This is a genomic window from Methylobacillus methanolivorans (assembly GCF_044751345.1).
Classification (GTDB): domain Bacteria; phylum Pseudomonadota; class Gammaproteobacteria; order Burkholderiales; family Methylophilaceae; genus Methylobacillus; species Methylobacillus methanolivorans.
In genome coordinates, this window is sequence record NZ_JBIWXY010000002.1 from 432,746 (window position 1) to 444,899 (window position 12,154).

The 12,154-nt window shown below is 56.0% G+C and carries 9 protein-coding genes; all 9 read left to right on the forward strand.

Translation table 11 applies throughout. The features are described from left to right. Nucleotides 1–22: 22 nt before the first annotated feature. The 9 genes from ACIKP9_RS11570 (at nt 23) to ACIKP9_RS11610 (ending at nt 12,144) form a co-directional block, all read left to right on the forward strand. A complete protein-coding gene (locus tag ACIKP9_RS11570; protein WP_400882951.1) occupies nt 23–1,399 on the forward strand; it encodes an MFS transporter in 1,377 nt (458 codons plus the stop codon). Nucleotides 1,400–1,404: 5 nt separating this feature from the next. Continuing rightward, nucleotides 1,405–1,917, forward strand: a complete 513-nt coding sequence (gene ssb / locus ACIKP9_RS11575; protein ID WP_400882954.1) for a single-stranded DNA-binding protein — start codon at nt 1,405–1,407, stop codon at nt 1,915–1,917. 325 nt (nt 1,918–2,242) lie between these two features. Continuing rightward, the gene (locus tag ACIKP9_RS11580; RefSeq protein WP_400882957.1) at nt 2,243–3,085 is read left to right on the forward strand and encodes a TorF family putative porin; all 843 of its coding nucleotides are present in this window, start codon (nt 2,243–2,245) and stop codon (nt 3,083–3,085) included. A gap of 425 nt (nt 3,086–3,510) precedes the next feature. Beyond that, entirely contained in the window at nt 3,511–4,629 is a 1,119-nt protein-coding gene (locus tag ACIKP9_RS11585) for an efflux RND transporter periplasmic adaptor subunit (protein ID WP_400882960.1), read from the forward strand. Next, the gene (locus ACIKP9_RS11590) at nt 4,622–7,741 is read left to right on the forward strand and encodes an efflux RND transporter permease subunit (RefSeq protein WP_400882962.1); all 3,120 of its coding nucleotides are present in this window, start codon (nt 4,622–4,624) and stop codon (nt 7,739–7,741) included. The genes ACIKP9_RS11585 and ACIKP9_RS11590 overlap by 8 nt, the downstream gene beginning before the upstream one ends. Beyond that, nucleotides 7,734–9,299, forward strand: a complete 1,566-nt coding sequence (locus ACIKP9_RS11595; protein ID WP_400882965.1) for an efflux transporter outer membrane subunit — start codon at nt 7,734–7,736, stop codon at nt 9,297–9,299. Before ACIKP9_RS11590 ends, ACIKP9_RS11595 begins: the two co-directional genes overlap by 8 nt. Nucleotides 9,300–9,363: 64 nt before the next feature. After that, nucleotides 9,364–10,428, forward strand: coding sequence for a sensor histidine kinase (locus tag ACIKP9_RS11600; protein WP_400882968.1), 1,065 nt, complete (start codon nt 9,364–9,366; stop codon nt 10,426–10,428). Continuing rightward, entirely contained in the window at nt 10,425–11,063 is a 639-nt protein-coding gene (locus ACIKP9_RS11605; RefSeq protein WP_400882971.1) for a response regulator transcription factor, read from the forward strand. Before ACIKP9_RS11600 ends, ACIKP9_RS11605 begins: the two co-directional genes overlap by 4 nt. Nucleotides 11,064–11,166: 103 nt before the next feature. Beyond that, complete coding sequence (locus tag ACIKP9_RS11610; RefSeq protein WP_400882973.1) at nt 11,167–12,144, forward strand: PEP-CTERM sorting domain-containing protein; 978 nt, start codon at nt 11,167–11,169, stop codon at nt 12,142–12,144. Nucleotides 12,145–12,154: the final 10 nt, after the last annotated feature.

Sequence of the window (12,154 nt, forward strand, 5' to 3'; positions counted from 1 at the left end):
GTGTTGAATTCAATGATTTTTAATGTCACAGCCTGAACGCATGTCCCCGGTCGAATTGCGATCCACCCTGAGCCTGGCCTCTATCTATGGCTTGCGCATGCTGGGCATGTTCCTCATCCTGCCGATTTTTGCCATCTATGCTGAGACCCTGCCTTCTGGTCATGATCATTTCTACATCGGCTTGGCGCTGGGTGCCTATGGCTTGACGCAGGCCTTGCTGCAGTTGCCTTTTGGTATGGCCTCGGATCGTTTCGGGCGCAAGAATGTCATTTATGTCGGCTTGGTCATTTTTGCGATAGGTAGTTTTGTTGCGGGCATGGCGGATGACATCCATACCATCATCATCGGGCGAGCCATCCAGGGTGCAGGCGCAGTATCTGCCGTGGTCACGGCCTTGGTGGCCGATCTGACGCGCGAGGAACATCGCACCAAGGCGATGGCGATGATAGGCGGCAGTATTGGCATCACCTTCGCACTCTCCTTGGTGCTTGGGCCTACGCTCAATCAGTGGATAGGCGTGCCTGGCATTTTTGTCTTGACTGGGGTGCTGGCCTTGCTTGCACTGCTGGATATCAAATACCTGGTGCCTAACCCGACGGTCAGTCGTTTTCACTCAGATACCCAGGCCGCACCTGCCAAGCTGGCAGACGTGTTGCGCGACACTCAATTGTTGCGGCTTAATTTTGGCATTTTTGCGCTACACGCTTCGCACATGGCGATGTTTGTCGTGGTGCCATTTGCGCTCAAGCAAACCAGTGGCCTTAGCGAAAACGATCATTGGATGATTTACCTGCCTATCATGGTGATTTCGCTTGTGTTGATGGTGCCTGCGATTATCATTGGCGAGAAGAAAGCCAAGCTCAAGCAGATATTTATCCTCAGCGTTAGCGTGATGTTGCTGGCTGAGCTGGCTTTTGGCCTCATGATTGAGAGCTTTTGGGGCATTATTGCGGCGTTGACTATCTTTTTTATTGCCTTCAACGTGCTGGAAGCCATCATGCCCTCCACGATTTCCAAGCAGGCTCCTGCCGCCGCCAAGGGTACGGCGATCGGGGTGTTCAACACTGCGCAGTCGCTGGGCATATTCGTCGGTGGTGTTGCTGGGGGCTGGTTATCGAGCCAATATGGATATTCAGCGGTGTTTGGCTTCTGTGGCATACTCATGCTGCTCTGGCTGATGAGTGTGATCACCATGAGGTCACCTGCCGCCGTGCGTAGTAAAATGTATCATTTGCCAGAAGGGCACACGCATGATGCCGTACAGCTATCGAATCGGCTGGCTGCATTGCCTGGTGTAAAGGAATCGGTCGTCTTGCCCGCAGAGGGCATGGTGATATTGAAAGTGGATATGCAGGCGGACTGGGATGATTCTACAGCGCTGCAATTGATAAGGGGTTAAAAGTAATGGCATCGGTCAATAAAGTAATCTTGGTAGGTAACCTGGGTCGCGATCCGGAAGTGCGCTATATGCCCAATGGCGAGGCAGTTGCCAATTTCAGCATTGCGACTACCGACAACTGGAAAGACAAGAATGGCCAGCGCCAGGAACGTACTGAATGGCACAATATTGTCATGTACCGCAGGCTGGCTGAGATTGCTGGCGAATACCTGAAAAAGGGCCGCCCGGTGTATATCGAGGGTCGTTTGCAAACCCGCAAGTGGCAGACCAAGGAAGGACAGGACCGCTACACTACTGAAATTATCGCTGACCAGATGCAGATGCTGGGTGGTCGCGATGGCGCTGGCAGTGGTGGTGCTAGCTATGATGGCGGTGGCGATGACTTCAACCAGGATTATGGCCAGTCAGCCCCAGCAGCTCCAAGGCAACAAGCGGCTCCGCGCCCGTCCCCAGCTCCGGCTTCCAAGCCAGCAGGCGGCAGCAATTTTGATGATTTCGAGGATGATATCCCCTTCTAAAACAGTATTACCCGACAGTGAAAAATGGCCGCAATGCGGCCATTTTTTTTGACATGCCGCGCTAGATGACTTTCTGTTAGCGCAACTCTCTTTCTTGCCCAGTGCATTGTCCCAGCTTCTTGTGTTCTATATGTCTAATGGACTGCGGTCAGTAGGCCTAATGTCCACTCTTTTATCTTTTCAGGAAAATTCGTTATTAAAACAGAAAGATTACCCCGAAGTGGGTACTCCCTTTTGCATACTCCTTTAAGAGAATTTCAAGGGGTGTGGTGATTCATTATTGTCGTGGCTCCAGCTTTATTCATCGCTACCAAGGGGAGTCGCCATGTTTTCTTTACGTCCTGTTTTTCTGGCCTGTAGTCTGGCCGCCATCGTCCATAGCCCGGCATGGGCTGCTGACACTGTAGCCGACGAAGGCAAGGCCGATGTCGCAGCAGAGCCAGCATCGCCGCACCATATCAGCACCAATTTTGGTTTCTACAGCGATTACATTTTTCGCGGGATTTCCTATGCACGCGGGCGCGGGGCTATCCAGGCCTTCGTCGATTACTCCCATGACAGTGGCCTGTTTCTCGGCATAGGCGGCACCAATGTGCATAGGGATGCGCTTTATGGCAATACGCTGGAAGTCGATCTTTACGGCGGTTTCAGCTTCCCAATCACGGATGACCTGACCATCACTCCAGGATTCCTGCAGTTTTACTATCCTGACAATGAGAAGATTGCCAATCAGTCTCCTAACGTGACGGAAGTCAATGTGGCGATGAACTACAAGGACTTCGCGATCAAGTATTCCTACTCACTCACCGACTGGTTTGGTGTTAACACCAAGTCTTATGGCAATACTGCCATCGGTCACCACACGACGGGTACCGGCGATTCCAAGGGTACCAACTACATTGAGCTTAACTATAACCCGGCATTGCCCTTCTACGGTTTAAGCCTGTTGTTGCATGTTGGCCATCAATCCGTGAAGAACTATGCAGTAGCGGATTACACCGATATACAAGTGGGTGTGAGCAAGGATTTCTCCATTGCCAATAGCGATGGCTGGAATGCGGGCCTCAGCTATATCGCCACTGATGCCAATGATGACTGGTATGTCACCAGCACTGGTTACAAGACTGGCGACAGCAAATTCTTTGCGTATATCAAGCGCACATTCTGATTTCACTGCGCATTCGATATGGTCGAATATTAAGGCTCTCTTTTCTCTTCGGTCTGGGCGTATAAATGGACTCGCATTTATCGTCCAGGCCGAGAAGAAGTACGTCTGACTAGACGACGGTTTGCCTTACCGCTGCTTGCTCAAGCACCAGATTTAACGGGGCGTACCCCGTGCTTATTCAACCTTCTCAGGCTATCCACCTATCACCGTTAGTATTCCTCAGGTGGCGAACTGCCATTCTTTTCATTCGTGCTGTACCCACGATAGTTCCCCGGCTATACCTTGGTATATCCCGCATAAGCTCTCGGTCATTATTCCCCTACCTATTGATACTGGCACGTTGGCAAGCGCTTTTGCACAATGCAGGCCTGCCATCGCCTTGAGCTGGATGGCGAGTGTTCAATAGCATTTGATAGGGGTTGTAGATGAAGCGCTGTGGTGTGTGGTGGCTATGTGCCGTGCTGGCGCTGGCAGGGTGTGGGGGCAAGGCGGCTGCACCGCAGGCAGCCGAGCCTAAGCTGAGCCGTGAAGGTGGGCTGGTGAGCGTGGCGGCAGATTCTCCCTTGCGTAGCAGTCTGGTGGTTGAGGCAGTGCAAACGCAGGCGCTATCCTTGACTATTGATGCCCCCGGAGTAATTGAGGCGATGCCGGAACGAGTGGTGAAAATCACGCCGCCGTTGGTGGGACGCATCGTCAAGCTACAACATGGGCTGGGTGATGCAGTGTATGCGGGAGAACTGTTGGTCACGCTCGATTCTGCCGAGCTTGCCGCAGCCTATAGCGACAATGCCAAGGCGCAAGCGTTGTTGCAGCAGGCCAGGCGTGAGTTTGCGCGTCAGGAGAGCTTAATGCAGGACAATATTCCCGCACGTAAGGAATTTGAGGCGGCGCAGCTGGCGCTGGCAGCGGCGGAGAATGATGCTCGGGCGAGCAGCGAGCGGCTGGCGCAGCTTGGTGTGGCAGTGCAGGCGCAATCGCATCGAGAGTATGGCCTGCGTTCGCCGATCGCCGGGCGTGTGGTGGAGTTGAGCGGCGCGCAGGGCGGCTATTGGAATGATGTGACGGCACCCCTGATGACGGTGGCTGACCTCTCTAGTGTCTGGGTTTCAGCGAGCATCGCCGAGAAAGATATTGCGCAGATGTTTGTTGGCCAGGATGCGCACATCAAGCTTAATGCCTATGGCGAGCAAGTGTTTTCCGGGCGGGTGAAATATATAGGCGACCTGCTGGACCCAGAAACGAGGACGGTCAAGGTGCGTGTGCTGGTGGATAATCGCCAGGGGCAGTTCAAGCCCGGCATGTTTGCTCGTGCGACGTTTGCCGGGCAGTCGCACCAGGCCATTCTGGTGCCTGCCAGTGCCTTGGTGCAAAGCGGGCTATATACGCGTGTATTTGTCGAGCATGCACCTTTCCAGTTTGAGTCGCGGATGGTGACCATTGGTGCAACAGTGAGTTCGACAGTGGGCGAGCAGGTGGAAATCCTGGATGGCTTGCAGGCTGGGGAACGTGTGGTCACGCACAATGGAGTGATGCTCAATGATTAACGCAATCGTCAATCATTGCTTCCACCGTCGCGGCATCGTCTGGCTGGTGTTCTGCATGGTTGCCCTGTATGGCTGGTGGAGCTGGAAGCAATTGCCCGTGGAGGCTTATCCCGATATTGCCGATGTCACTTCGCAGATCGTGACGCAGATCCCTGGGCTGGGGACAGAGGAGGTTGAGCAGCAGATCACCATCCCGCTGGAGCGCGCTTTGCTGGGTACACCGGGCATGCATGTGTTGCGCTCGCGCAGCCTGTTTGCCTTGTCGCTGATCACCGTAGTGTTTGAGGATGGCACAGAGGGTTATTTTGCGCGCCAGCGCTTGCAAGAGCGCTTGAACGAAGTGGCGCTGCCCTATGGTGCCGTGCCTGGGCTGGACCCATACACCTCGCCTACGGGCGAGATTTACCGCTATACCCTGGAGTCACCCACGCGCAGCTTGCGCGAGCTATCCGAATTGCAATTCTGGACGGTGATTCCACGGCTGAAGAAAGTACGCGGCATTGTCGATGTCGCCAATTTCGGCGGCCTTACTACGCAATTCATGCTGGAGCTTGACCCGAGCCGCCTACGGCAATATGGCTTGTCGTTACAAGAGGTGAAGGAGGCGATCAATGCCAATAATGCCAATGGCGGCGGCAGCGTGCTTGATCGTGGTGAGCAGAGCTATGTGGTACGCGGTGTTGGCTTGCTGCGTTCGCTGGAGGATATGGGCAATGTCGTCGTCAAGGTCAAGGATGGTGTGCCTGTGCTGGTGAAAAACCTGGGGGCACTGAGTTACGGCAATGTCGAGCGGCGTGGCATCCTCGGCAAGGATAGTCATTCAGATACGATCCAGGGCATTGCCTTGCTGCTCAAGGACTCCAACCCTTCCGACGCGCTGGCAGGCGTGCATGCCGCAGTGCAGGATTTGAACGACAACCTGCTGCCCAAGGATGTGAAGGTAGTGCCCTATCTTGATCGTACCTCCTTGATCGAGGCCACCTTGCATACCGTGAGTAGCACGCTGACCGAGGGCATGGTGCTGGTGGCACTGGTATTGTTGCTGTTCCTTGGCAGCGTGCGTGCAGCCTTGATTGTGGCACTGACCATTCCCTTATCCCTGCTCATGGTGTTCATTTTCATGCACCACCTGAAAATACCCGCCAACCTGCTGTCATTGGGGGCGATTGATTTCGGCATCCTGGTCGATGGGGCAGTGGTGCTGGTGGAAAACATACTGCGCCGGCGCGAGGCCGATGAGCATAGGCCCTTGCAGATAGAAGATACCATTACGGCGACCTTGCAGGTAGCGCGGCCTATCTTCTTCGGCATGGCAGTGATTATCTGCGCTTACTTGCCACTGTTTGCCTTGCAGCGCATCGAGTACAAATTGTTCTCGCCCATGGCTTTTGCCGTGGGTGCAGCCTTGATCGGTGCCTTGGTCGTGGCGTTGACGCTGATTCCTGCATTGGCCTGGCTTGCGTTCCGCAGGCCAGCCAAGGTGTATCACAACCCGGTGCTGGAGTTCTTCACGCGGCAATATGGCGTCTTCCTGCAATTCGCATTGCTACGTGGCCGCTGGCTGCTGGCCTTGAGCGGTGCGGCGCTGCTGGCGATTGTTATCTTGTTCATGACCATAGGGCGGGATTTCCTGCCTTACCTTGATGAAGGCTCGCTGTGGTTGCAGGTACAAATGCCGCCCGGCATCACGCTGGATAAAGCTGCGGCCATGGCCGATGAACTGCGGCGCGTGACCCTGCAAGAGCCAGAAGTGGCGTATATGGTGACGCAGACTGGCCGCAACGATGAAGGTACGGATTACTGGACGCCTTCGCATATTGAGGCCAGCGTTGGGCTCAAGCCATATCGCGAATGGCCCGCCGGTGTGGACAAGCAGGCCTTGATTGCCAGGCTGGCTGGCAAATATGCGCAGATGCCGGGTTATAGCGTGGGTTTTATGCAGCCCATGATAGATGGCGTGCAGGACAAGCTTTCCGGTGCGCATGGCGACCTGACGGTCAAAGTGTTTGGCGAAGACCTGGCAGCAGTGCGTATCGTGGCGAAACGGATTGCCGACCTGCTCCGGCAGGTGCCTGGCTCGGCCGATGTGACTGTCGACGTAGAACCGCCATTGCCTAACCTGCGGGTGGAGCTCGATTGCGCTGCGGCAGCCCGCTACGGTATCAATGCTGCCGATGTCGCCGACCTGATTGCTACTGGCATTGGTGGTTCACCTATCGGGCAGTTGTATGTGGGCGAAAAGAGTTATGACATGACGGTGCGCTTCCCGCGTGCTGCCCGCAACAACCTGGATAGCATCGGTAACCTCACCCTGACATCGGCCACTGGTGCGCAGATTCCCCTGGCTGAGGTAGCGCATATCAGCACGGTTTCAGGTGAAAGCGTGATCGTGCACGAGATGGCCAAGCGCAATATCCTCGTGCGGCTCAATGTGCGCAACCGCGATCTGGCCAGCTTCCTGAGCGAGGCCCAAGCCAAGGTTGCCAACGAGATCAAGGTGGATCCACATCAGCTCCAGATTGAATGGGGCGGGCAATTTGAAAACCTGGAGCGGGCCGAGGCGCGTCTGGCGTTGATTTTGCCTATGGCCTTCATGCTGATGTTCCTGCTGCTGTTTGGCGAGTTTCGCAACCTGCGCCAACCCATGTTGGTGCTGGTTGCCGTGCCATTGGCTATGCTGGGCGGCTTGGCGGCGTTGCATGTGCGCGGTATGACGCTGAACGTCTCCAGCGCGGTCGGGTTTATTGCCCTGTTCGGCGTGGCCGTGCTTAACGGCGTACTGATGCTTTCGCAGATCAACCGCCTGCGTCACGAAGAAGGAAAGCTTTTGCGCGATGCCGTGCTGGAAGGTGCGCGCAGCCGCATGCGCCCGGTGTTGATGACTGCGACCGTAGCCGCCTTGGGCCTGACACCCGCAATGCTGGCTACTGGCCTGGGTAGTGATGTACAGCGGCCACTGGCTACCGTGGTGGTGGGTGGATTGGTTAGTGCCACCGTGCTCACACTCATGCTGCTACCCGGTTTGTATTACATGGTGGAGGCGGTGGTAGAGCGGCGCAAGGCGCAGAAAAAGCCGACCCCAACGTGGCAACAGGAGCAGGCACATGAATAAGCTGATACAGATAGCGATGCGTCACACATTGATGGCGCGGTTAGCCAAGCATGCATCCATTCAGTTGTCGCCCAGGTTGATGAGCTGGGGTGCCTCAGTACTGCCAGTGTGTGCTTTGCTCATGAGCAGCGGCTGTGCTGTTGGGCCTGATTATCATCGACCTGCGCTGAAAACGCCGCAGGCTTACACGGCGACATCTCTGCCTGAGCGCACGGTATCGGCAGCGGGGTCCGCTGGTCAGGTGCAAGCCCTGTTGCCTGGGCAATCGGTGCAGCAACAATGGTGGCAGGCATTTGGCTCGCGAGAGCTGGATAAGCTGGTGGCAGATGCGATCAACGCCAGCCCGGATTTACAGGCCGCCAATGCTGCGTTACTTGCAGCGAGGGAGCATGTGGCGGCCCAGCGTGGCTTGTATTGGCCATCGGTCAGCGCCCAGTTCAACCCAACACGGCAGAAGATCGCCAGCTCCTTGTCCACGCCTGCTTATGCCGAGCAGATCATGCTGTATTCGCTGTACACTGCGCAGCTGAATATCGGCTATGTGCCGGATGTGTTTGGGGCCAACCGGCGCATGGTCGAGGCCTTGGCGGCCCAGGTTGATTTCCAGCGTTATGCGCGCCAGGCGGCTTACACCAGTTTGGTGGGCAATATTGTCAACACTGCCATTCAGGAAGCCTCGTTGCGGGCGCAGATCAATGCCGCGCATGAGCTGGTCGCACTCTCGGCACAAATGCTGGCAATGTCACAACGCCAATATGCCGCTGGTCAGGTGAGCCTTGCCGATGTCACGGCACAGGAGGCAGCGTTGGCACAAGCCCAGGCAGCGCTTTTGCCCTTGCAACAGCAACTCGATCAACAGCACAACTTGCTCGCGGTGCTGACTGGTCATTACCCCAGCGAGTTGCCTGCGCAAGCATTTGATCTCGATAAGCTGCACCTGCCTGCTGCCTTGCCGGTCAGCCTGCCTGCGCAATTGCTGGAGCAGCGACCAGATATTCGCTCGGCAGAGGCGCAATTGCAGGCTGCCAGTGCCATGGTGGGTGTGGCAACGGCAGCGCGTTTGCCCAGCGTGACACTCAGCGCCAACATCGGCGGTGCGACCTTGCAGTTTGCTGATTTGCTGAAAGGCGCAGGGTCGTTCTGGACAGTGGGTGCAAATATCTTGCAGCCAGTGTTTGCTGGCGGGCAATTGCTGCATCAACAGTGCGCTGCCGAGGCTACCTATGCGCAGGCCGCGGCGCAGTATCGCAGCACGGTGCTGACGGCCTTTCAGGATACTGCCGATACCTTGCAGGCGATTCACTACAATGCCGAGACCTTGCGTCTTGCCGATGTGGCTTATCAGGCAGCGCAAAAAAACCTGCTGATCGTGCAACGCCAGCGTGAACGTGGGGCGGCGAGCCAGCCCGAGGTCTTGCTCGCACAACAGCAATACCAGCAGGCCGTCATGAGCCTGGTACAGGCGCGGGCTGCGCGTTATAACGGTACAGTGGCCTTGTTCCAGGCGCTGGGCGGAGCCTGGTGGGAGGCCGATAGCCAGGAGAGCGGCCAACCTTGAGCGTGATGGCGCGGCTCCGGGAATAGCGGTGTAGAATCTGGCAACACATTACATGACCATGCACATGCCATCATCAGCAAACCCGCGTCATCCGATAGCTTTGATTGCAATGACGCTCGTCATGGCGGCGATTTTTGTCGCCGATACGACGACGCATTATGAAGTGGCGATTGCGGTGTTCTATGCAGTGGTGATTCTTGCTGCGACGCGTGTCTTGGGCCGACATGCCTTGCTGGTTCTCTCAGTCACTTGCCTGCTGCTGACCTGGGTCAGCTTTGCCATGACACCGCACGGCACGTACCACATCGGCCTCGTGAACCTGGCGATCAGCAATGCCGCCATCGTGGTGACCGCTTATCTGGTGGTGAAAATGGAAGCGGCGAGAATGGCGGCGCAGGCCATGCAGGAGCAATTGATGCGCATCGCGCGCGGCCAAAGCCTGGAAGGCCTGACCACCTCGATTGCGCATGAGCTCAACCAGCCCCTGGCAGCGATCACGACTAGCGGGCATGCCTGCCAGCGTTGGTTGGCGCAGGAGCCGCCCAACCTGGAAAAGGCTGGGCAGACGTTAGAGCGCATCGTGCGCGATGCTGGGCGTGCCAGCGAGATTATCGCCAGGGTGCGCAGCCTGACCAAGGGTGAGCTGCCGCACAAGATGGCATTCGACTTCAACGAAGCGGTGCAGGAAGTGCTCACTCTTTCGCAAGAGTTAATGCAAACCCACCAGATTGCACTCAATCTTGAGCTGGATGAACAATTGCCTCTGGCGCTGGCCGACCGTGTGCAGATACAGCAGGTGGTGGGCAACCTGGTGTTGAACGCGATTGATGCGCTGACGCTGGTATCGAAACCTAGGCGCAGCATGACCCTGACGAGCGGAGTGCGCGACGGGCGCATCCTGTTCGCGATTGCCGATACTGGCGTTGGCATTGCCGCTGGTTTGTATGAGCATTTGTTCGATGCTTTCTGGACAACCAAAAAAGACGGCATCGGCATTGGTCTCAGTATCAGCCGCACCATCATCGAGGCTAATCATGGCCAGATATGGGCGGAGTCCAATGCCAGCCAGGGCGCGTTATTCCTTTTCAACCTGCCTATCGCCAAGCCTGCACAGGAGCCTGCCGGATGATGACCGCCGCTACATTGCCGCCCGTTGTATATGTGATTGATGACGATCAATCCGTGCGTGACTCCTTGCGTGATTTGCTTGAGTCCGTGGGCCTGACCGTACAGGCTTTTGCCGCTACACGCGAATTCCTTGAGTATGCCCAGGGTGAGCACCCGGCCTGCCTGGTATTGGATGTGCGCATGCCAGGCCAGAGCGGCATGGATTTTCATCGGCAGATGCTGCAATCCGGCATCAAGATACCGGTAGTATTTATTACCGGGCATGGCGATATCGCCATGGGCGTGGAGGCCATGAAAAATGGCGCGATTGAGTTTCTCACCAAGCCATTCCGCGACCAGGATCTGCTGGATGCGATCCACCATGGCATTGCCCTGGATCGCAAGCGCCGACAGCAAGCGGCGATCACGGCAGAGTTGCAATCGCGCTGGCAATCACTGACTACGGGTGAACGCGATGTGACCTTGCTGGTGGTAGAAGGCCTGCTGAACAAGCAAGTGGCAGACCGACTCCACCTGAGCGAAATTACCGTGAAAGTACGCCGGGCCAATGCCATGAAAAAACTCAATGTACGTACCCTGGCGGACTTGGTGCGCATTGTGCAGCAAGTCATTCCTGCCAATCCTGACATCGCTTGAGTAGCGGCTGATCTGGCATGCGTGCCTGAGGATTAAATATGTATTGAGAATTGTTATCATTAAATAATATAATGATAACAATTCTCAATATTTGAGGCTCAATATGACCATCGTCCAGCAGGCCCGCCAATGTGCATTACTCATCGTGCTCGCCTTGGTTGCCAACACCGCGCAGGCGATCGAGATAGTCTTTGACTATCGTTTTGACCGCCATGGCTGGTTTAGTACCGAGAGTGAAGCTGGTTTGATGCGACGCGATGTGTTGCAACAGGCCGCTTCCGTGTTCAGCGGCCTGACCGATAGACTGTCTGCTATCCAGCCGGGAGCGGGGGATAGTTGGAGCGTCAGTTTGCAGCATCCGAGCTGGAACAGCTGGATTGAAAGTGCCACGGTCACGGATTTGTACGTGCCGGAAAACAGCCTGGTGGTGTTTGTGGGAGCTTCTTCCTTCAGAGGCTCAGTGCTTGGTGCGGCTGGTGCTGGCAGCATCTATGCTGAAGGCAGTCAGGCATTCATTGATACCGTGGCCGGACGTGGTCAAGCAGGTGCCTTGGTGACATCGGCAGATGAGTTGGCGACTGACTATGGTCCATGGGGCGGTTCCATCTGGTTTAATAGCCAGTTTTCCTGGTATGCCGGTCTGGATGAAAGTGGCCTGACGGCAGGGCAGCCGGATTTGTTCACTACAGCAACGCATGAAATTGCGCATTTGCTCGGGTTTGGCACTTCCGCGGCTTGGAATGCTTTGTTGATGTCCACAGAGACAGGTTGGGTATTTACCGGGGAAAATGCCATGGCTTTATATGGCGGCCCGGTACCGATGGATGCTTTAGGTGCGCATTGGGCTTATGGTGTGCAGGGCTCGATCAATGGCGAACAGGTGGATAACCTGATGGACCCAGGGACGCAGTTTGGTCATCGCGAATATTTCAGCGATCTGGACTATGCGGCCCTTGCCGATATCGGTTGGCAGGTGAGTGCCGTGCCTGAGCCATCCACCTTCTGGATGCTCTTGCTGGGCTTGGTCGGCGTGTTTGCGCGCTGGCACCGCAAACAGTCGCGTAGCATTGCCAAGAAGTAGCTCCTGGCAA

Bases quoted from the DNA above. Each gene is read 5' to 3' on its own strand.
- ACIKP9_RS11570 (WP_400882951.1), top strand. From the start codon at position 23: ATGTCACAGCCTGAACGCATGTCCCCGGTCGAATTGCGATCCACCCTG.
- ssb (WP_400882954.1), top strand. From the start codon at position 1,405: ATGGCATCGGTCAATAAAGTAATCTTGGTAGGTAACCTGGGTCGCGAT.
- ACIKP9_RS11580 (WP_400882957.1), top strand. From the start codon at position 2,243: ATGTTTTCTTTACGTCCTGTTTTTCTGGCCTGTAGTCTGGCCGCCATC.
- ACIKP9_RS11585 (WP_400882960.1), top strand. From the start codon at position 3,511: ATGAAGCGCTGTGGTGTGTGGTGGCTATGTGCCGTGCTGGCGCTGGCA.
- ACIKP9_RS11590 (WP_400882962.1), top strand. From the start codon at position 4,622: ATGATTAACGCAATCGTCAATCATTGCTTCCACCGTCGCGGCATCGTC.
- ACIKP9_RS11595 (WP_400882965.1), top strand. From the start codon at position 7,734: ATGAATAAGCTGATACAGATAGCGATGCGTCACACATTGATGGCGCGG.
- ACIKP9_RS11600 (WP_400882968.1), top strand. From the start codon at position 9,364: ATGCCATCATCAGCAAACCCGCGTCATCCGATAGCTTTGATTGCAATG.
- ACIKP9_RS11605 (WP_400882971.1), top strand. From the start codon at position 10,425: ATGATGACCGCCGCTACATTGCCGCCCGTTGTATATGTGATTGATGAC.
- ACIKP9_RS11610 (WP_400882973.1), top strand. From the start codon at position 11,167: ATGACCATCGTCCAGCAGGCCCGCCAATGTGCATTACTCATCGTGCTC.